Source organism: Flavobacterium sp. UBA4854 (assembly GCF_002399805.1).
Classification (GTDB): domain Bacteria; phylum Bacteroidota; class Bacteroidia; order Flavobacteriales; family Flavobacteriaceae; genus Flavobacterium; species Flavobacterium ginsengisoli.
The window spans coordinates 1-21,618 of sequence record NZ_DHEI01000127.1 but is presented as its reverse complement, the minus strand read 5'-3'; the positions used below and the strand labels follow the sequence as shown (position 1 = coordinate 21,618).

General features: G+C 34.6%; 17 protein-coding genes and 1 pseudogene. 5 read left to right on the top strand and 13 right to left on the bottom strand.

Translation table 11 applies throughout. The features are described from left to right. Nucleotides 1–136 precede the first annotated feature (136 nt). From B3J44_RS18550 to B3J44_RS18535, 4 genes are all read right to left on the bottom strand, one after another. Nucleotides 137–1,372 (bottom strand): voltage-gated chloride channel family protein, encoded by a 1,236-nt coding sequence (locus tag B3J44_RS18550; RefSeq protein ID WP_286970319.1) that lies wholly within the window; start codon nucleotides 1,370–1,372, stop codon nucleotides 137–139. Between the two features lie 137 nt (nucleotides 1,373–1,509). Beyond that, the gene (locus B3J44_RS18545; protein WP_095929905.1) at nucleotides 1,510–1,893 is read right to left on the bottom strand and encodes a RidA family protein; all 384 of its coding nucleotides are present in this window, start codon (nucleotides 1,891–1,893) and stop codon (nucleotides 1,510–1,512) included. Nucleotides 1,894–2,044: 151 nt separating this feature from the next. Beyond that, entirely contained in the window at nucleotides 2,045–2,350 is a 306-nt protein-coding gene (locus B3J44_RS18540) for a chaperone modulator CbpM (RefSeq protein ID WP_286970313.1), read from the bottom strand. Continuing rightward, nucleotides 2,347–3,270, bottom strand: a complete 924-nt coding sequence (locus B3J44_RS18535) for a J domain-containing protein (RefSeq protein WP_286970309.1) — start codon at nucleotides 3,268–3,270, stop codon at nucleotides 2,347–2,349. The genes B3J44_RS18540 and B3J44_RS18535 overlap by 4 nt, the downstream gene beginning before the upstream one ends. 318 nt (nucleotides 3,271–3,588) lie before the next feature. Between B3J44_RS18535 and B3J44_RS18530 the strand changes: the two genes are divergently transcribed. After that, nucleotides 3,589–4,305: a hypothetical protein gene (locus B3J44_RS18530; protein ID WP_286970307.1), complete on the top strand. Its 717-nt coding sequence runs from the start codon at nucleotides 3,589–3,591 to the stop codon at nucleotides 4,303–4,305. A 55-nt stretch (nucleotides 4,306–4,360) separates the two neighbouring features. Here B3J44_RS18530 and B3J44_RS18525 read toward each other — a convergent pair whose 3' ends face one another. The 7 genes from B3J44_RS18525 to B3J44_RS18495 all read right to left on the bottom strand — a co-directional run bounded on the left by B3J44_RS18525 (nucleotide 4,361) and on the right by B3J44_RS18495 (nucleotide 12,976). Next, complete coding sequence (locus B3J44_RS18525) at nucleotides 4,361–5,623, bottom strand: MFS transporter (protein ID WP_286970302.1); 1,263 nt, start codon at nucleotides 5,621–5,623, stop codon at nucleotides 4,361–4,363. Between the two features lie 29 nt (nucleotides 5,624–5,652). Further along, nucleotides 5,653–7,389: a thiamine pyrophosphate-dependent enzyme gene (locus tag B3J44_RS18520; protein ID WP_286970300.1), complete on the bottom strand. Its 1,737-nt coding sequence runs from the start codon at nucleotides 7,387–7,389 to the stop codon at nucleotides 5,653–5,655. Between the two features lie 280 nt (nucleotides 7,390–7,669). After that, a complete protein-coding gene (locus B3J44_RS18515) occupies nucleotides 7,670–8,197 on the bottom strand; it encodes a hypothetical protein (protein ID WP_286970296.1) in 528 nt (175 codons plus the stop codon). Between the two features lie 161 nt (nucleotides 8,198–8,358). Next, nucleotides 8,359–9,579 carry an ABC transporter permease gene (locus tag B3J44_RS18510; protein ID WP_286970294.1) on the bottom strand — a complete coding sequence of 407 codons (1,221 nt, stop codon included), beginning with the start codon at nucleotides 9,577–9,579 and terminating at the stop codon, nucleotides 8,359–8,361. Next, nucleotides 9,566–10,327 carry an ABC transporter ATP-binding protein gene (locus B3J44_RS18505; RefSeq protein ID WP_286970292.1) on the bottom strand — a complete coding sequence of 254 codons (762 nt, stop codon included), beginning with the start codon at nucleotides 10,325–10,327 and terminating at the stop codon, nucleotides 9,566–9,568. The genes B3J44_RS18510 and B3J44_RS18505 overlap by 14 nt, the downstream gene beginning before the upstream one ends. A gap of 26 nt (nucleotides 10,328–10,353) precedes the next feature. Then, nucleotides 10,354–11,625 carry an efflux RND transporter periplasmic adaptor subunit gene (locus tag B3J44_RS18500; protein WP_286970289.1) on the bottom strand — a complete coding sequence of 424 codons (1,272 nt, stop codon included), beginning with the start codon at nucleotides 11,623–11,625 and terminating at the stop codon, nucleotides 10,354–10,356. 10 nt (nucleotides 11,626–11,635) lie between these two features. Beyond that, entirely contained in the window at nucleotides 11,636–12,976 is a 1,341-nt protein-coding gene (locus tag B3J44_RS18495; RefSeq protein WP_286970287.1) for a TolC family protein, read from the bottom strand. 347 nt (nucleotides 12,977–13,323) lie between these two features. On the opposite strand from B3J44_RS18495, the gene guaA reads away from it, so the two are divergent. The 4 genes from guaA to B3J44_RS18475 all read left to right on the top strand — a co-directional run bounded on the left by guaA (nucleotide 13,324) and on the right by B3J44_RS18475 (nucleotide 19,397). Continuing rightward, nucleotides 13,324–14,853: a glutamine-hydrolyzing GMP synthase gene (gene guaA, locus B3J44_RS18490; protein ID WP_198857003.1), complete on the top strand. Its 1,530-nt coding sequence runs from the start codon at nucleotides 13,324–13,326 to the stop codon at nucleotides 14,851–14,853. Nucleotides 14,854–14,916: 63 nt separating this feature from the next. Beyond that, nucleotides 14,917–16,830, top strand: a complete 1,914-nt coding sequence (locus B3J44_RS18485; protein WP_286970282.1) for a LysM peptidoglycan-binding domain-containing protein — start codon at nucleotides 14,917–14,919, stop codon at nucleotides 16,828–16,830. A gap of 93 nt (nucleotides 16,831–16,923) precedes the next feature. Next, nucleotides 16,924–18,996: a PBP1 and LysM peptidoglycan-binding domain-containing protein gene (locus B3J44_RS18480; protein WP_286970280.1), complete on the top strand. Its 2,073-nt coding sequence runs from the start codon at nucleotides 16,924–16,926 to the stop codon at nucleotides 18,994–18,996. Next, nucleotides 18,996–19,397: an OsmC family protein gene (locus B3J44_RS18475; protein ID WP_286970277.1), complete on the top strand. Its 402-nt coding sequence runs from the start codon at nucleotides 18,996–18,998 to the stop codon at nucleotides 19,395–19,397. Before B3J44_RS18480 ends, B3J44_RS18475 begins: the two co-directional genes overlap by 1 nt. A gap of 278 nt (nucleotides 19,398–19,675) precedes the next feature. Here the strand turns inward: B3J44_RS18475 and B3J44_RS18470 are convergent, their stop codons facing one another. Both B3J44_RS18470 and B3J44_RS18465 read right to left on the bottom strand, forming a co-directional pair. Continuing rightward, entirely contained in the window at nucleotides 19,676–21,055 is a 1,380-nt protein-coding gene (locus tag B3J44_RS18470; RefSeq protein ID WP_286970275.1) for a Gfo/Idh/MocA family protein, read from the bottom strand. A 99-nt stretch (nucleotides 21,056–21,154) separates the two neighbouring features. Beyond that, nucleotides 21,155–21,618, bottom strand: a pseudogene (locus B3J44_RS18465) (M1 family peptidase); the annotation flags it as partial.

The following is a 21,618-nucleotide window of genomic DNA, read 5'->3' as shown; positions in this document are numbered from 1 at the left end:
GTTTTCAGTCACAGTGATTAGTCGCAGTCGCAGTTTTCAGTCTCAGTACTTAGTATTCTGTTTTTACTTCAGTTTGCTACATATTATTTACGAAAGCAAAGACTGTGACCGAATACTGCGACTGGGACTAAATATTTTAAAGAAACTTTTGGTACAATTTATATTTCGCACCTTTAACAATTTGCGATTTGTAGATTCCCACAGAACCAGAAGAAAAGTACGCGATTGTGCAGGCAATTGCAATGAAAATTCCAGGAGCAACTCCAAATAATTCCATTCCCATAATTGTACAGGCAATAGGAGTGTGGGTTGCACCAGAGAAAACAGCAACAAATCCGATTCCTGCTAAAAGAGCGATTGGCATCGGAATTACAGTTGATAAAGCACTTCCTAGAGTAGCCCCAACAAAGAATAATGGCGTTACTTCGCCACCTTTAAATCCTGCTCCTAAAGTAAATCCAGTAAATAAAATTTTAAGCAGAAAATCGTACCATTGATTTGGATTTGAAAATGAATCGACAATTACAGGAACTCCCAATCCAGAAAATTTGGTAAATCCTAAGCCTGCAATTGCAATGGCCAAAACAACTCCGCCAATTACAGGACGAAGCGGTGGATATTTTATGTTTTTTGAAAAAAGAGAGCCCCAAAAATGAGTACTTCTCGAAAATAATAAAGCAGCAAATCCAGATAAAACTCCAACAATTAGAGTAAAAATGATATTGTTTAAATTAAGTTCTGGAACCACAGGAATGCTGTAGTGTGTATGTTTGATTTCCCAGAATTCTACAGTAAAATATGCTGCGTAAGCAACTAAAAAGGAAAGTATAATACTTTTGAAATTGATTTTACTGAAATATAAAACCTCTAAAGCGAAAATTGCGCCAGCCAAAGGAGTACCGAAAACAGAAGCAAAACCCGCGCTGATTCCGAGAATGATTAAAATTCTGCGTTCTGAATTGTCTAGTTTAAAAAGTTTTGTAAACTGATCGGCAATTGCGCCTCCCATTTGTACAGCAGTTCCTTCTCGTCCTGCAGATCCTCCAAATAAGTGTGTAAGCAAGGTTCCTAAAAGTACTAAAGGCGCCATTTTAAACGGAATGACTTTTTTAGGATTTTCATATTCTTCCAATAAAAGATTGTTTCCTTTTGCAACAGATTCTCCCCAATAATAATAACTCAATCCAACCAGAAATCCGCCGAAAGGCAAAAGCCATATAATCCAGTCATGCTGAATTCGAAATTGCGTGACCCATTCTAAAGAAACTAAGAAAAATGCTGAAGCCGATCCGGAAAGTATTCCAATTAAAGCACAGATAAGAATCCATTTTGGAAGAGAAAGCAGGAATTGTTTTAGATTTAAGGAAGTCATTAATGAATTCTAAAAGTTTGCCACGAATTTCGCCAATTTTCACGAATTAAAAGGAAAAAATAATCGTTTTTAATCCATTTAATCTGCGGCATAAGAAAAATAACAAATGCAATTGGTGCAATTCGTGGCAGAAAAAATTACTGAACAACAGCAGTAAATTCTATTTCAACCAAATACTCTGGAGCAACCAGTTTACTGATTTCATAAAATCCTGTTGTTGGTTTTATATCTTTAAAGAAAGCAGAATGCGCTCTCGCCACTTCTTCGAAAGTAGAAACATTTGTAGTGAAAATTCTAGTTCTGATGACATCTTTCATTCCTACATTTAAATCTTCTAAAACTTTTTCAACTCGCTCTAAAATATTATAGGTTTGAGCATAAGCGTCATCAGCTTTTACTTTTTCGCCGTCAACAATGGCTACAGTTCCAGAAACTTCAACGATGTTGCCAATTCTTACTGCTCGGCAATATCCCATTTTGTCTTCCCACGGAGATCCAGTTAAGATGTTTTCTCTTTTCATTTTTTATAATTTTTGCGAATTTGTCTATATGGTTTTAAAAGCAAATTCAGGTTAATTAAAGTTGCTGCAATTTATGAATTATGCTTTTTACAGCTATTAAAAAAAGCTTGAAATCAATTCAGAAATCAAGCTTTTTTGTGATATTTAATCGTTATTCGGTTTGCTTTTCTTCGTAAAGGCGAAGCTTATTTTGGACCGTTTTTAAATTTTGCTGTAAGGTTTCAATTTTATTCAGAAGATTGGCAATGGCATCAATTCCTTCTAGATTAATTTTGAGATCATAATGCATTCGAATCATTTTTTCTACTGTTGGAAGCTGCTCAGGTTCCAAAAATTCATCGTTTTCTTGGGTAATAATATGAATCAGTCCGTAATTATAAAGTTCGGTTATAAACGTATTTTCAATTTCGTGATAAATACAAAACTGTTTGATCTGGATTAAGTTTTTATTTTTCATAACTTTCTTAGTTTTGCTAATTCTTCAAATAATTTTTTTTCTTTATCCGACAGTTTTGTTGGAATTTTTATAGTGTATGTGATGTATAAATCGCCAAATTGATTCTCTTTTTTATAAACGGGAAAACCTTTTCCTTTCAGTTTAACTTTTGTTCCTGGTTGTGTTTCTGCAGGAACTTTAATTTTTACCTTTCCATCAAAAGTATTAATGTATGTTTCTCCTCCTAAAACTGCTGTATACAAATCAATCGGCGCTTCAGCATACAGATTATTTCCTTCACGTTTAAAATCTGAATTGTTAGAAATTACAAAAGTGATGTATAAATCGCCATTTGGACCGCCATTTACACCAGGTCCGCCATGGTTTGGAATTTTTATTATTTGTCCGTTTTCAACACCGGCAGGAATTGTAATTCGAATGTTTTTTCCGTTTACAGACAAGTTTCGTTTGTGCGTTGTATAAGCTTCTGCCAGATCTAATTCTAGTTCTGCATTAAAATCTTGACCTCTGTATTTAGATTGTGATCTGCTTCTTCCGCCACTGCCGTACATAGAATTGAAGAATTCCGAAAAATCACTTCCAGAAAAGTCTCCACCTCCAAAACCGGAGAAATCGCCTTCAGAATATTGATAACCGCCCTGCTGTCTGCTTTGCTGTTGATTAGGATCGTAACCTGCTTTTTCAAATTCGTCGGCATGTTTCCAGTCTTTTCCGTACTTATCGTATTTTTTTCTGTTTTCTGGATTGCTTAAAACTTCGTTGGCTTCATTAATTTCTTTGAATTTTTTTTCGGCTTCTTTATCATTCGGATTCAAATCTGGATGATATTTTCGCGCCAGTTTTCTATATGCTTTTTTGATGTCTGCCTCTGTAGCCGATTTGGTAACATCTAGTACTTTGTAATAATCTATATAATCCATTTTGTTATGATTTTATAAATGGTAAATAAAGACTTGAAGGTAAGAATAAGTTGTTAATAATCAAAATGCTGAGTTCGGTTTGAGAGAAAAAAGAAGTGTTCTTAAAAGTGGTTTTTGAGAATTTGGAATTTTAGAGATGGAATTTATTTTTACAAATTAAAAAATCAGTTTGGCAGGTTTTTTGATTCCAAAAATTAGCTTAATTTAATGTTATAAAACTCCTAAAGTTGTAGCAACTAACGAAATTATACTATTTTTGTGATGCTAGACTTTTGGTTTATATTAATTATAAAAGCCGATTCGATAATACTTTTTTCAATGAAGCACATTTTATTTTTCATATTATTTTTTACTGCAATGTCAGTATCTGCCCAAGTCGAATTTAATACTAAATTCAAAGCAATTCCTGGGGGTAAGTTTACGGCAAAGCCTAAAAAGACTCTGATTCCTGATGTAAAAGATCCGCAGGCAAATGAGCTTGATATACCAAGTATTAAAACGCCAAATGTTTTTGAAAATACAACTATAACTCCAAAATCAAAATTTCAAATTGGAGAAGAAAAAAGCAAATTTACCATGTCTACAGAAACCGATTTTGCTAATCCTGGTGATCGTTATGTAGCAAAAATGGAAAAAGATTTGGATAAAAGCCTAAAAGATGCTGGTTTAAGAGAAGGAAGAGGTGTCTTAGTAAAGAAAAATATTTCGTTGGGAGACTTTAAAACGAAATCAGAATATTTTATAGTGAAGTTTCGAGATTTTGGAGCAATTGATGGCGATTTAGTGAAAGTATCTTGTAATGGAGCAGTTATAAGAGACCGAATTTTATTAGATGCTAGTTTCCAACAAGTAAAAATTAATCTTGGGCAAGGCTTCAACAAATTAGATTTTGAAGCTCTAAATATTGGTACGCTAGGAGGTAATACTGCAGAAATACAAGTATACGACGACAAGGGTAATTTGGTAACAAATGATTATTGGGATAATCTTGCCGCAGGTTTTAAAGCGTCGATTGTTGTTACGAAAGAGGAATAAAAAAGGAGATAAAAAAATAAGATAAGACCATTTTTGATCTTATCTTATTTTTTTTTTAGATAACTACCTTAGTAGAATTTGCGCGTTTTCCTTCACCTGTTTCTTTCAAAAGAAAACTTATCAAAATAGCTATCGCAATGCCAATAATCCAAAACAAACCAGCTTGCTGAAAATGTAGCGCTTTATCAAGAGTATTATTTAAAGTTTGACCAAATAGGCGACTAAATAATGGACTTAAAAGTGTTGTTACGCCAAAAGTTATAAAATTAATGGCTCCTGTGGCACTTCCTTTTACATTATCTGGATTTGCTTCTTTTATTATTGAGTAAGGAATCATGGCTGCTCCAGAAGCTACACCCAATAAGAACATACTGTATTTAGTGGTCAGAATATCGGGAAAATACAGTAACTGGATTAAGGTTATAATCATCAATAAGGCGCCAGCCACTAAAACGGGTTTTCGCCTTTTTAGCTTGTCTGTAATATATCCTAAGAGCGGACATCCAAATACCCAGCCAAAAGCTACCATTGCACTTGATATGGTTGCGGTATGAAAATCTAAAGCACGATCTTTCTGAAAAAAATCTACAGCCCAAGTCATTGCAAATATTGTAGTTGGAGCAAATAATAATCCCGATATTATACCGCAGAACCAAGATTGCGGATTGCTAAAAACGATTTTGTATGGTTCTAAAATACCTTGTTTTTTTACTACACTTTCTGCTTTTTTCTCTGTTATGTCGGCTGGAGTTACAAACCAAAGGCCAAAAGCAACAATTATGGTAAAAATTCCGATTGAAAGCCAGAAAATATCTATGTGCATTCCTTCTTCTATCCAAGGTCCGACCACAAACTGCCCAGCAGAACCTCCAAGCATTCCGAGACATTGTGTAAATCCAATTGCTGTTGCCAATGATTTTGCCGAGAATCCTTTACTGGCAAGATATACACAGCCCGGAAAAGCAAAAGCACATCCGGCACCTTGAAGCAATCGGCCAGCAACACCAGAAATCTCACTCGAAATCATAAATAATAAACACCCAATTCCTAAAATGAAAGCTCCCGCAAAGAGCGAATATTTGGCTCCAAATCTATCGAGTGCGATTCCGGCAATTAAACTGCAGGTAGAATACGTGTAATAATACGTGCCAATAATGGTAACTAATCTAATTTCATTTACCGAGAAAGTTTGCGAAAGTTCTGGAAGCATTACCGCTGGAGCAGAACGTATTACATAATCTAAAAAATAAAAAATAAGACCAAATACCCAAGCAATGACATAATATTTGGTGTACGATTTTGTACTGTTTGTATCCATAAGAAGGCTCTTTTTAAATTAGTGCAATTTTATAAACCCTCTTTAAGGTGTTTGTAATTAGATTTTATGGTATCAAAAACTTCTTCCATTTTCCCTCCAAGCATTAATTTTGTCATTGATTTTGCCATACCTACAACTTGTTCCCATTCTATTTTTGGAGGCATTGCCAAAGCATTCGGATTTGTAAATACATTCAATAATACAGGGCCATTATGAGTAAAAGCATTTTGAATTGCTGTCTCAGCCTCTTCGGGTTTATGAACATTTATGCCCTGAAAACCCATTGCTTGAGCAATTAAACCAAAATCTGGATTAACCATATTGGTTTCGTTATCAGGTAGACCATTAACTTCCATTTCTAGTTTGACCATTCCTAAAGCGCGATTGTTGAATACAATAATTTTAACGGGAATATTGTATTGATGTATCGTAGCCAAATCTCCCAGTAGCATTGATAAACCTCCGTCGCCACACATGGCAATAACTTGTTTTTCGGGATGAGCAAGAGCTGCGCCAATTGCCATTGGCATTGCATTAGCCATTGATCCATGATTAAAAGAACCTAGCATTTTTCGTTCGCCAGTTCCTTTAATAAAACGAGCACCCCAAACACACGACATTCCGGTATCAACAGTAAAAATCGCATCTTTAGAAGCTAATTTGTCAATAATGTGCGCTACATATTCAGGTTGAATTGTGTCTTCTCCGCCATTATCATTGACATAAGTATTCATGTTTTCTTTTACAGTGTTGTAGAATTTTAACTGAGCGTTTAAAAAACTATCATCGGTTTTGGTTTCTAGGAGCGGAAGTAAAGCTTCTATTGTATCGGCAACGTCACCGCATAATCCCATATAAAGATTGGATCTTCGGCCTAAACGTTCAGAACTTGTATCAATTTGAATAATTTTATTATCAGAAGGCATGAATTTATCATAAGGAAAATCTGTTCCTAATAATAAAACCAAATGAGATTCGTGCATGCTATGGTAAGCAGACGGAAGCCCTAATAAACCTGTCATCCCTATTTCGTTAGGGTTGTTGGGTTGAATGCTCATTTTTCCGCGGAAAGAATATCCTACAGGAGCTTTAATATGCTGTGATAATTGTACGACTTGATCATGAGCTTTTTCGGCTCCAATACCGCAGAATAAAGTTATTTTTGCGCTTTCGTTAATGGCTTTTGCCAATTGCTGTAATTCAGTATCAGAAGGTCGGATTATAGGATTGCAATGAAAAAACTGAGTTGAGATGTTGCTTTCTACGGCTTTTAATTGAGAAACATCACCTGGTAAACCAATAACTGCAACACCTTTTTTTCCTAAAGCATGTTGTATAGCAGTTTGAATAATGCGAGGCGCTTGCTCAGCTGTCATAATCATTTGATTGTAATAGCTGCAATCATCAAAAAGTTTGATAGTATTGGTTTCCTGAAAATAATCCATACCCATTTCGCCAGTATTAATTGTAGAAGCAATGGCAAGCAAAGGCACGTGAGAACGGTTTGCATCGTACAGACCATTAATTAGATGAACATGTCCTGGACCACAGCTTCCGGCGCAAACAGCAAATCCGTCGAGTTCAGCTTCAGCGGCAGCGGCATATGCTCCAACTTCTTCATGGCGTACATGAATCCACTTTATTTTTCCATTTCTGCGTATGGCATCATTAAAATGATTTAAACTGTCTCCGGTAACTGCATAAACGCGTTTTACTCCGGCTTCTACCAACATGTCGACTAATTGTTCGGCAACTATTTTACTCATGTGTTATATTTTTAAAATTAATATTCAGAAGTATACATTGGTTATGATTAACTTTCTTAATAATTATATTTTAATATAAATCAAGCAATGATGTAAAGGGCCTTATAAAATTAAGGAAAAGAATTGGTTTTCTTTTAAAGGTGTTAAGAAACTAAGCTGCTAAGGTGTTAAGTTTTTCATTTTGTGGAAATATAAAAAGAGAGGTTCTAATATTTTAGAACCTCTCTTTTTATATTTGAAACTTTATGCACTTAGTCACTCATAAACTTAGCGTCTTAGATTAAAATGGATCTGCAGTAACTTTAAATTTCATATCTGCTTTTACCGTTACATCTTTTGTTAAAGTCTCTTTTAATGTTACCTGTGTTCTTATTTTGTAACTATCTGCTTTTATGTATTCATCCAATCTCTTATCTGTACAAATCAAATCAACTGAATTGCTCGATACATTAATATTGTCTGCATACGCTAATTCAATTTCATCTGAATTGGCTGTTGAAATGTACAGATGAATTGATTTTAAAAACGTAAAAGTTTTGTCTGAAGGATCTGTAATTGTTAGTTTTAATGATTTGATTTTAACATCTTTTACTAAACTTGCTTTTGTTTTATTATTTTGAAATTCAGCTGAAGAATTGGTTGTGACTTCTGGCGTAATAATCTCTAAAGGAAGATTAATTGGAGTGGTGCTTTGGATTTTAATCGAAGCATTATTCGAAATAGTAAAAGTCAATAAATCATCTACAGTATTACAAGAAGAAAATAAAATTGACAGAAAAACGGTCAAGGCAATAAATTTTGATTTCATAGTTAAATTTATACGGTTTTGTGTAGATACGATTTTTTGGAATGTTTGGATTTTTTTTGAGGTTCAAAGTAACAAAGATTCAAAGGGACAAAGGTTTTACGCTTCATTTACCTTTGAACCTCTGTAACTCTGTAACTCTGTACCTTTGAACCTCAAAAAAACTATTCATAATGTAATGCTTCTATTGGATCTAATTTTGACGCTTTTAGTGCAGGATAATAACCAAAGAAAATACCTGTGATAGCACAAACCAAAAATGAAAGTATTACAGAAGATTCGGAAATTAGAGTAGGCCAGTGCAGAAAATATTGTATCAATTCTGATGCTATAATTCCTAAAACTATTCCAATTAATCCTCCAGTTAAGCTGATTAAAATTGCTTCCACTAAAAATTGCAATAAAATATCTCTTCCGTTTGCACCAATAGACATACGCAAACCGATTTCTTTGGTTCGTTCTGTAACCGAAACATACATAATATTCATAATGCCTATTCCTCCAATCAAGAGCGAAATTCCCGATATTGCGGTTAACAATACTGTTAGTAGTTGGCTTGTTGAGCTAAAAGTATTGATTAATTCTGCCTGTGTTCGTACAGAGAAATCATCGTCGTCATTGGCTTTTAGTCGATGTGCTGTGCGCATAATCTGCTCGATTTCATCTGTTGCCAATTGTGTCTGACTTTCGTCTGTTGTTGAGGCATAAATATTTTGGAGATAAATAGAGTTTGTTATTCTTTTTTGTACGGTAGTATAAGGCGCAATAATAATATCGTCTTGATCTTGCCCAAATGCATTTTCTCCTTTTGATTGCAAAACTCCAATAATTCGAAACGGAATTTTATTAAAACGAATGATTTGCCCGATAGGATTTACGCCATAAGGAAATATATTGTCTACAACGGTTTGTCCAATTAAGCAGACTTTATTTGCGGTATGAATATCAGATTCTCTGAAAATAATTCCTTCCTTAAGTGGCCAGTCTCTAATTTTAAGATAATCAACACTCACGCCTTGCATACTCGTTGGCCAGTTTAGCCCACCATTAATTGCCTGACCTTTGCTGGAAACTGCGGGAGAAATAGCATTTAAATGTTTTGACTCTTTTTTAAGTGCTTCAACATCACTCAGTGTTAAGGTTTGAACACTCGAAATATCTAAACGAGCTCCTGCCGATACATTGCTATTTGGTCTAATGGTAATCATATTAGATCCCATGCTGGACAGCTGATCCTGAATGCTTTTTTTTGATCCCTGACCAATTGCAACCATTGCAATTACAGAGCCAACACCAATAATAATTCCGAGCATGGTTAATAATGCACGAAGTTTATTGCGTCGAAGCGCTTTTAAGGCGATTAGAAAAAGATTAGCTATTTTCATATTTATAATCTTCGTCTACATGAAAATCGGCTAGCATTTGTACGGCCGATTTTATGTTTTGGTTATTAAAGTCTTTCGTTACCCTTCCGTCGCGAAGTGTTACAGTTCTACTGCTAAAGGCCGCGATATCGGGTTCATGAGTTACAAAAATTATCGTTTTTCCTTTCGAATTCAATTCTTGAATTAGCGCCATGATTTCGTATGAGGTTCTGGTGTCGAGATTTCCTGTAGCTTCATCTGCAAGTATCATCACAGGGTCATTTACTAGAGCTCTCGCAATGGCTACACGCTGCTGTTGCCCGCCCGAAAGCTGATTTGGGAAGTGATCTAATCGATCAGCTAACTTTACAGCTTCTAAAGCATTTATAGCTCTTTCTCGTCTTTCTTTTGCAGAGACTTTGGAATTGTATAATAATGGCAATTCAACATTCTCTATTGCCGAAGTGCGTGCTAAAAGATTGTAGGACTGAAAAATAAAACCAATCTTAGTGTTTCGCAAAGCCGCCAGTTCAGTTTTGGATAATGATTTGACATTGACTCCATCGAGTATATAATTCCCGTCTGATGGTTTGTCCAAACATCCCAAAATATTAAGCATAGTTGTTTTTCCAGAACCACTGCTTCCCATAATGGTAATAAATTCACCTTCCATGACATCAAAAGAAACGCCTTTTAAAGCTCTTACAGTTTCAGATCCCATGGTGAATTCTCTTTTAAGGTCTTGTATTTCAAGAATCTTTTTTTTCATTACAATTGCTTTTGTTTGGTTTGTTGCTATTGTCTTCTTCCTCCACCGCCGCCACCTCGTTTTGGCATAAACGGACTTGATTCTGTTGCTTTAGCACCTTTAGTTTGTTTTAATGCATTTACTCCGGTAATGATTTCATCTTGAGCTGTTAGGCCTCTAATGACTTGAACATTAATATCATCATCTAATCCTATTCGTATGTGTTTTGGAATTATCGAATCGCCTACTTTTTTCCATACAATTGCTTTTTTATGGTCAATGGTGTCGAGAGTTTTATTGTTTAATCCTGAATTACCACCATATTTATTTCCGTTTTTGCCTTTGTGTTCGCCTTTGTGATTTCGTAAAGAGAGTTTCCTTATTTTAAACTGTTTTTCTAATGTAGAATCAGGCTGGAAAGCAATGGCTTTTGCCGGAATAAGCAAGGTGTTTTTTACTTCATTGGTATATATAATAATATTGGCTGTCATTCCAGGTTTTAATTTTAAATCATCATTTGGAGCATTGATAATGGTAGTATACGTAACAACATTTGACGAAATAGTGGGTTCTAAACGTATTTCGATTACAGTTCCTTTAAAGACATCATCGGGAAAAGCATCTACGGTAAAAGTGGCATTTTCGCCCACTTTTACATTACCGACATCCGCTTCATCTACAGATGCCCGAACCTGCATTTTGCTTAGATCTTTGGCAATGCTAAATAAGGTAGGTGTATTAAGACTCGCCGCAACGGTTTGTCCTTCGCTTACTTTTCGAGATAAAACAGTGCCATCAATTGGTGAATAAATATTGGTGTACGAAAGGTTCTTTTCTGCAGATCGTAATTGCGCCGCGACACTGTTAACATTGTCTTTCGCAACGTCATAAAGGTTTTTTGCGGTTTCATAATCGGCCCTGCTAATTCCGCCTGCTTTATACAATTCATTTTGTCTGTTAAAATTGGATTGTTGGTAACCAAGGTTGTTTTTTGATAATTGCAAATTGGCTGCAATCTGCTGTACCTGAGCTAGAAAAAGAGACTGGTCTATTTGCGCCAACAGCTGTCCTTTCTTTACAACTGAATTAAAATCAACAAATACTTTTTGGATGGTTCCCGAAACTTGCGTTCCTACTGCAACGGTATCTACAGGCTGTATTTTTCCAGTTGCTGTTACACTCGTTGCGATATCTCCGTAATGCGGTTTTTCTGTAATCAGTTCTACTTTATTACCATCTTTATGAAAAATAAAATATGCTATAGATCCTACGAGTAAAACTCCAATGATGATGAGAATTGCTAATTTACTTTTTTTCATTTTGCTCTTTTTATAGTTTGATTGGATCACCTTTATAGAAATCGTATATTTTTAAGCTTACAACAGAATTGTATTTTGCCTGAATGAAATTTTGAAATGCCTGAACATATAAATTTTTCTCGAGCAAATAATCTACAGTGCTAATGCCTCCTAATCGCAATTGTTCGTTTGCAATTCGATAATTTTCGGTATTGGCATCAAGTTGTTCCTGTGCTGCTGTATATTGAGATTGTGCATTGAGTACATTAATATAAGCCTGTTCTACTTTTTGCGACAATACTGTTTCTGTATTGGTAACATTAAGTTTGGACTGATCAATAGCAATTTTTGACTTTTCGACTCCAGTTTTCGCTATTCGGTTATTGAATATTGGAACTGTTAAAGAAAGCCCCAAACGCTGATAAAAGTTGTTGTCTATTTGAGTCGGATATGGTGTTTTTTGATTGTCAGAATACCCCGAAGCCAAAGTTCCGCTTGCACTAAGTGTAGGCAGAAAACTAGCTTTAGATTTTTGTAATTGCAGATCGGCAGCTTCTTTTTCTATCAAACTGCTTTTTACTTCTGGTCTTTGTTCTAAGGCTGTTTTTTGAGCTTCTTCAAGGTTAACTATAGGTAGGGTAGCATCCAGAACTTCTGGTTTTCTAATATTTAACTCATATCCTGACGGAAGCTGTAACAATTGTTTTAAGGTTAAAACATTTTGACGTTCGGTATTTTGCGAGGTAATCAGATTAAAATTATCTGTTGCCAATTGTGCTTTTAGTAGAACATAATCTTTTTTAGCAATACTTCCTGCATTGTATTTTAATTCTCCTAATTTGAGTTGTGCTTTCGAAGTTTCGAGAATCTCGTTTAGGTATACACTGTTTTCCTTTGCTAACAAAATGGTTAGATAAGCTTGTGTAATTTGAATGGTAATATCATTTTCGGCAGCTTCGGCATTAAATTGAGCAGATTTGATATAGAGATCTTTCTGTTTTATGTCATTATTTAGATAGCCACCATTATACAGCACCATAGATGATCCTAATGAATAATTGCCCGCAAAACTTGATTGGGACTGAAAACCTCCTACTACTAAATCGGCATTTTTTGCATTATTAAAAGTTTGCGAAGCATTTCCTAAAAGATTAGGAAACTTTGCAGCTTTCGACAATAGTAAATCCTGTTCTGTCGATTTAGTAGTGAGCCGTAAGGTATTAATTTGAATGTTTTGCTGCTTTGCATAAGCAATACATTGTTCAAGATTCCATACTTCAGGCAATTGGTTTTGTTCAGTTGTTTGTGCTGTAATCTGCACGCACTGAAAAATCAAAATTACCTTTAAAGTATTTATCATAAATGACCTCATACCTGAATTTAATTTAAATTAAAAAAAATAAATTATAACCTGAGACTTAAGATAATAAAATGCTTTAAGCGTATTAAGAATTTGATTTAAAGGTGGGATTGGGTTTGTTATCCATAATATTGGTAGCTAAAACGAATAACTATACCAAATATAGCAATTATTTTAACACTTTAAACGAGCTATATCCCATTTTAATCTTAAATAAATTGAAAAGAAAACTTAATGTTTTTATCGAATGAGGAACGCAATTTTCGATATTTTTTTAGATGTTTTAGAGGCTGAAGATCTTTCAGAAAAAAAATCAAAAATCAATTTTTCAATTTCAAATATAAAAAGTACTTTTGCGCATGCAACACAACGTACTTATTTTAGATTTCGGGTCGCAATATACTCAGCTTATTGCGCGTAGAGTTCGCGAATTAAATATATTCTGCGAAATTTTTCCTTACAATCACATTCCAAGTGATTTATCAAGTTATAAAGCCGTAATTTTAGGAGGAAGTCCTTTCTCTGTTAGAGGAGAAGATGCACCGCATCCTGATTTATCGCAAATTAGAGGTAAAATGCCATTACTTGCTGTTTGTTACGGAGCACAATATTTAGCACACTTTAGTGGTGGAGAAGTTGCTGCTTCAAACACAAGAGAATACGGTAGAGCAAACTTGTCCTATATTAAAGAAGGCGAAACTTTCTTTGAAGGAGTTTCAGAAAATAGCCAAGTTTGGATGAGCCATAGCGATAGTATCAAAGCGCTTCCAACAAATGCTGTAAAGCTTGCAAGCACACATGATGTAGAATTTGCAGCTTACAAAATTGAAGGCGAAACTACTTATGCAATTCAATACCATCCAGAGGTTTACCATTCAACAGATGGAAAGAAAATGCTGGAAAACTTCTTAGTTAAAATTGCTGAAGTTCCTCAAAACTTTACTCCAAATGCTTTCGTTGATGAAATGGTAGCAGAATTAAAAGAGAAATTAGGAAACGACAAAGTAGTTCTTGGTTTATCTGGAGGAGTAGATTCTACTGTAGCGGCAGTTTTATTAAACAAAGCAATCGGACAAAATTTATATTGCATCTTCGTAAATAACGGTTTACTTCGTAAAAACGAATTCCAAAATGTATTAGATCAATACAAAGGAATGGGATTGAACGTAAAAGGTGTAGATGCTGGAGATCGTTTCCTTGGCGAATTAGCAGGAATTAGTGATCCAGAAACAAAACGTAAAACAATTGGTCGTGTATTTATCGAAGTTTTTGATGATGAATCACACTTATTAGAAGACGTAAAATGGTTAGCGCAAGGAACTATTTATCCAGACGTTATCGAGTCTGTTTCGGTAAAAGGACCATCTGCGACAATTAAATCGCACCACAACGTTGGTGGATTGCCAGATTATATGAAATTAAAAATTGTAGAACCACTTAGAATGTTGTTTAAAGACGAAGTTCGTAGAGTAGGTGCTACATTAGGAATAGATCCTGAATTGTTAGGAAGACACCCTTTCCCAGGACCAGGATTATCAATTAGAATTTTAGGAGATATTACTCCAGAGAAAGTACAGATTTTACAAGATGTAGATTCTGTATTTATCGAAGGATTAAAATCTTGGGGATTATACGATAAAGTTTGGCAAGCTGGAGCAATTTTGCTTCCTGTAAACAGTGTTGGTGTTATGGGCGATGAGCGTACTTACGAAAAAGTAGTAGCGCTTAGAGCTGTAGAATCAACTGACGGTATGACTGCTGACTGGGTTCATTTACCTTACGATTTCTTGATGAAAGTGTCAAATGATATCATCAATAAAGTAAAAGGCGTGAATCGTGTAGTTTACGATATTAGTTCAAAACCACCTGCAACAATTGAGTGGGAATAGTAGCATAATTTAAAATTAAGGTCTTACATTTGTAAGGCCTTAATTTTTTATAACCTACTATTTATGAGAGAACTTTTAACGATTTCTCTTGTGTTTGTTTTGTCTTTTAACAAAATAACTGCACAAGATGCAATAATTGAACACAGAATTCAAAAAGGAGAAACCGCTTTTTTCATTGCCCAAAAATACAAGGTTTCTGTAGACGAGATTTACAAACTCAACCCTGAATCACAAAACGGAATCAAGGATAATCAGATTATAAAGATTCCAATTCATCCCTCAGAAAATGCAAATTCAAAGCAACAAACCCATATTGTTGCACCAAAAGAAACACTATTTGGTTTGTCTAAACAATACCATGTTTCGGTAGAAGCCATCCAAAATGCCAACCAAGAAATTTTAGCCAACGGACTTCAAATCGGTCAAGAGTTAATAATTCCTCAAAATTCAGATAGTACAGCCAAATCTGAAGTTGCTGTTTCTTCAAAAAGTATACATCAAGTTGTAGCCAAAGAATCTTTATTTAGCATTGCAAGACAATACAATGTTTCGGTTGAGGATTTAGAAAACCTAAATAAAGATATTTTAATTAACGGATTGCAAATTGGGCAGACGATTTCAATTCCGAATAAAAGAAAAACTTTAGACGGAAGAGTTCGTGTCATCAATCAGGAAACAGTTTTTCATGTTGTTGAACCAAAAGAAACCAAATTTTCGATTGCAAAGAAATACGGAATTTCGATCGACCAATTAGAATCTCAAAATCCTGAAATTGTAAACGGATTGATTGTCGGAAATAAATTAGCCATTAATACCGTAGCAATTAAACCAGTAAATGAAAGCGAAGAGTTAATGCTGGCTTTGGCAGAAAAACAGGTTGTAGTAGAAAAAACAAAAGCCAAAACGGTTGAAATTGAAGATTTGAAAGACCGTTTGGTTGTTCAGAAAGAAATGAATCAGAAAATTATAAAGATTAATGATCTAAAAGTAAATCTGAATGATATGAATGGTTCTAAAGAAAACTCTGTTGAAAAATTGCGTCTGGTTTTAGAAGCTAATAAAAATGTTCAGGATGTTTTAATGGCAAAATTAGACTCGCTTGTCAGTTCAATGAACGACGATTTGAAGGAATTGAAGCGAATGGATATTTTAAATGTTGAAGAATCAAAAAGGTTAGAGAAACAGTCTTCAGAAGGAATCAATAAAACCAATGAATTGTCGTCTCAGCTGAAAAAAGAATTGGCTGAAAACAGAAAAGTTTATGCCGGATTGATGAACAAAGTAGAGAAAATTGCTGTTGAGGAAAATCATGAGTATAAGAAGAAAATCCGCGAAAGCGAAAAAAATAATAATACAACATCTCTGCAGCAGCGTTTATCTTTAGAAGAAATAAAAAAATATAAAATAGAGCAGGAGCAGGGAGATAAGCAAAATCAGCTTTTGATTGCAAAAATAGATTCTTTGGATACTCAGAAAAAAATTGAAGTAAAAAGACACATCAGCAAAGCTACTTATTATAGTATGGAAGCTAGAAAATTTGATGATAAACTGGCTTTGGTGAAATTAAAGAAATATCAAGACGAAGCGGTTAAAAAACAGAAGAAAAATAATACCGCTGAAAATTCAAAAATAATTTCATTAGAAGAAATGAAACAGGAATTGAAAGACAATCCTTTAAGAACTGACAAAACAGTAAAAGTAGAAGTTTATGATAATCTTAGAGAAGTTTCAAACGGGTATTACTTAGTTTTAGGTATATTTACAGACGCAGTTGACCGCGATAAGCTCATAATGAAACTTATTGATTCTGGCGAATTTAACGCTAGTTTCTTTTTCAATATCAACAGTCTTTCGTACTATGTTTATGCCGATAAGTTCGAAAACATGGAAGAAGTGCTTTACAAATGCAAGAAAAAAGAAGAAGATGAGTTATATAAAGAAATCATTATTGCTAAAGTAGAAATCGATTTGAGGTAATTTTTACAGCAATAAACAAACGGCGTGAATTTTGCTTTTAGTAAAATTGTAACTTATTTTAGAATTAGAAATTAAATTGTTTTAAGCCTTATTATGAAATATTATTTAACAGTATTGTCTCTTGTATTTTTTATAACTTCAAGCGCATTTTCGCAAGAAAAAGTGGTGAAGTATAAAGTGTCAAGTGGTGAGACAATTAATCAGATTGCACAAAAATTTAAGGTAACACCTTATGATATTTACCAACTCAATCCAGATGCTAGAACAGGATTGGTACCAAACTCTGTGCTGTTGATTCCGACAAAAACAGGAGAAGCAAAAAAAGAAGTTTCTGAAACTAAAACTCCTGCAGCTTCAGGAAAAGAGATTATTCATGAAGTACAGCCAAAAGAAACTTTTTACAGCATTGAGCACAAGTACGGAATTTCAGATGAAGCTTTAAAAGCGGCAAATCCATTTTTAGAAAAAACGGGTGTTCAAATCGGGCAAAAATTGGTTATTCCTGCAAAAGGCTCTACGCCAAAAGCAACAGAAAAACCAGTTAAAGAAAAAGGTGCTGAAAAATATGTATATCACGATGTACAGCCAAAAGAAACAAAATTTGGTATTGCAAAACAGTACAACATGACTGTTGATGAATTGGAAAAAAGAAATCCAGATATTGTTAATAGCTTGCCAGTTGGATATAGATTGACCATAAAAGGAACAGCTCCTAAAACAGAATCTACCCCTGCAGAACCTGCAAAAGCTGTAGAAAGTAAAAAGTCTGCTGAAACTTCTAAAAAAGCAGTTACTTACATGGAATATCAAGTAAAACCAAAAGAAACTTTTTATAGTTTAGGAAGGGTTTTTCATTTAACACAAGATGAATTAGTGGCCTTAAATCCGTCACTTTCTGAAGGTGTAAAAGAAGGAATGGTTTTGAAAGTTCCTGCTGGATATATTGCTCCAGCTCCAATTGTTGCTGCTCAAGTACCGGATAAACCAGCTGATTCTTCAATATACAAACCGGTTGAAAATACGGGTGGAGGAATTAAAATTGTTGATAAAGTAAAATCGACTGAAAATGAAAATGTAGAAATTGTAGAATTGACCAAAAAGAAAGGGCTTAATGAGCGTAAAAAAGTAGTTTTATTGCTTCCGTTTAATTTGGCTAAAGTGCAAAGCGATACTTCTGGAACAGCTAACAGAATTAAAAACGATAAGTTCTTAAACATGACTCTAGATTTTTATGCTGGAGCTATGATGGCGATTGATTCTGCAAAAACATTGAAACTTCCAATTGATGTTGCTATTTACGATTCGCAAGAAACTAAAACAACTTCCAATGTTGTAGGCTTAACTCCGAAATTGCAAGATGCAGATGCTGTAATTGGACCATTTTACCAAAGTAATGCAGAAACGACAGCAAACATGTTGCGTTCATACGATGTTCCTGTAATTTCGCCTTTATCAAAAGATAGCGCCAATCCGATTGACAATTTGTATCAAACCATACCTTCAAATGATGTGATCAGAAATTCTATTTTTGATTATATGCGTTCTAAAAACGGTAATATTGTTGCGGTAGTAGATAAGAAAAAAGAATCGGTTATTAATTACATCAAACAAAACCAAAAAGGAGTTGCATTTGCTTCTTTAACAGAAACGGGTGGTTTGGATGTAGCTAATTTAAAAAGCTTATTGATCCCTAATCGATTGAATTATGTGGTAATGGAAACAGGTAATACTGCAATGGTTAAAGCCACTATAAAAGCTTTACTTGATTCTCAGAAAACATGCCAAGTTCAATTGGTAATTTTGGAACCAAACAGCACATTAGATACAGACGAAATTAGTTTTGATAATTTGGTAAAATTGAAATTAATGTATCCTTCTGTAACTCGTGAAAGTGACGAACAACCCGTTTTAATTTATGAAAAACAATTTCGTCTGAAAAATAAAGCAAATCCTACAACTTATGCAACAAGAGGATTTGACGTTACGTTTGACACGATGATGCGTTTGTCTCAAGGAAAAACATTCCAAGAAACTGCTGATATGATGACAACTCAGCAAGTTGATAATAAATTTCAATATTATAGAAAAGAAGATGGCGGACACGCTAATAAAGGTGTTTACATCTTATATTATGATAGTGACTTAACTTTAAAAGTAGCAAATTAATGACATCAAAAGTAACCTATTTAGGAGATTTAAGAACAAGTTCAATTCACGTGCAATCAGGAAGCGAAATCATTTCTGACGCACCATTAGATAATAACGGAAAAGGAGAAGCATTTTCTCCAACAGATACTGTAGCGAACGCATTAGCAAGCTGCATGATGACAATTATGGGAATCAAAGCTCGTGATTTAGGAGTTGATTTTGTTGGATCTACAGCGGAAGTAACTAAAATTATGAATGCAGAACCTAGAAGAATTGGAGCAATCGAAATTGTATTTCAAATGAAAAGCAACGCTGACGAAAAAAGCAAAACTATTTTAGAACGTGCTGCAATGACTTGCCCAGTATTTTTAAGTTTAAGCAGTGAAATCGAAAAGAAAATTACTTTCAACTGGAAGTAAAAAAGAGCCATTAGGCTCGATCCATATTGTAGGCCTGGATTTTAATCCAGTTTAAAAGAAATAGAAAGGAAAAAGAACCATCGGTTCGATCCATTTTATAAAATTATAATATGAATCGTTCCTACGGAACTCCTGAATTGTGATATATCATTTTTTCAACGGATTGAAATCCGTTGCTACAACATAAATAGTTCCTAAGGAATTTTATAAATTAATAGAAAAGGGTGCTCTTAACAAAGAGCACCCTTTTCTGCAATAACTAACCACCAAAATATTTATTACTCTGAAAACTCTAATTTTTTCAATTTATTCCAGCCTCCGCGGGTAAAATCTGGGATTTCTACAGGAGCAGAACCGTTATCAAGCGAGATTTCTGTTAAAGGACCTAAACAAGACCATTCGGCTAAATCGTAAACGTCCATATCAAGCGGAAGTCCTTTTTGGAGACAGTGAATTAAACGATAATCCATAATAAAATCCATTCCGCCGTGACCGCCTACTTTTTTGGCTTGCTCTTCAATTCCTTTGGCAATTGGGTGTTTGTATTTTTCCATCAACGCTTTTTTCACTTCTTCAGGAACAAAAGAATGAGCGCTCAATTTTTCGTGATTTGGTTTTACATCATCACCTAATTCTTTTCCATCCAAAGCATAACCTTCCAGCGGATATTTATTGGCAAAACCTTTTGTACCGCTCAATTGATACATTCTGCTGTAAGGACGAGGAGAAGTAACATCGTGCTGAATGTGGATTGTTTTTCCGTTTTCGGTACGAATCATTGTCATCGTGTGATCTCCATTTCTAAAATCTTTAATATCCTGTCCTGATTTTTCTTTGATGTAAGCAGGATTTCCCACGGCTTTTGTATCCATAGAAACCAAGAAATTCATTTTGTCACCACGGTGAATATTTAATGCCTGACACGCAGGCCCCATACCGTGTGTCGCATAAACATCACCGCGGTGTTTGATGTTGTAGTCCATTCTCCAGTTATTCCAGTATTCTCCCCAAAATGGCTGTAAACCATGAATATAAGAACCTTCAGCATGAAGAATTTCGCCAAAAACACCTTGTTGTGCCATGTTTAATGTTGTCAATTCGAAGAAATCGTAAACGCAGTTTTCTAATTGCATACAATGTTTTCTCGTTTTTTCAGAAGTGTCAATCAGTTCCCAGATTTCTTTCATGGTTAAAGCGCCAGGAACTTCTATTGCAACATGTTTTCCGTCTTTCATAGCCTGAACTCCAATTACAGCGTGATGTTTCCAATCTGTGGCCACATATACTAAATCTACGTTTGGCAAGGCCGTTACTTTTCTCCAAGCATTTTCGTCACCGTAGAATTCTTGTGCTTTTGGAAAACCAGCTTTCGTTAAAATTTCATTTGATTTTGCAGTATTTTCTTGAGTCATGTCGCACAAGGCTACAATCTCAACACCCGGAATATGTGTCATACGTTCTACAGCTCCAGGACCGCGCATTCCAAGTCCGATGAAAGCAACACGAACGGTCGGAATCGGATCTGCAGCCATTCTCAATACGTCTTGCTGTCCTTTTGGACGAGAAGGTGTTTTGGTCTTAATCATTTGTGCGGATGCAATTGTCCATCCGAACAAAAGAAAAAGGATTGTTATAGGTTTTAAGAAGCTAATTTTCATGAGTGATTATTGTTAGATAATTTTTTAAAATAACCTCTCTAATGAACCAAATTAGAGAGGTTTTCAAAAACAAAAACAGACCTAAAGGACTTTTAATAATTATTTTTGACTACTAAATCTTTTCATTAATGGCGTTACATGTTTTTTGGTATCGTCATCTAATGAAGCCAATGTTTTATCTGCTTCGGCTGGTGCGTATTTTGTTAATCCTGTTAAACCCGCAGCAATTACGTTGTATGATTGTTCTTTAATGCTTTCTTCCATTAAATTTTTATAAGAAGCATCGCCTGTAGAAGCTAATTTTACAATTGCATTTGCTCTTGCAATAGTTTTTTTGTCGTTTTTAGCAATATCAAGAAGCGTTTTTAAAACCTGATCTTTGGTTTGTTTTTCATTTAAATCAATTGCTTTGATGCTCAGTACTCGTAAATCTTCTTGAGGATCTTTTAAACCTTCCAGTAAAATAAGTTGTGATTCCTGAATTCTGTCTTTTGAAGCAAATTTTATAGCTTCAATTCGGTTGTAATATGACGGTGCATTTTTATATTGAAAAAGATAATCAG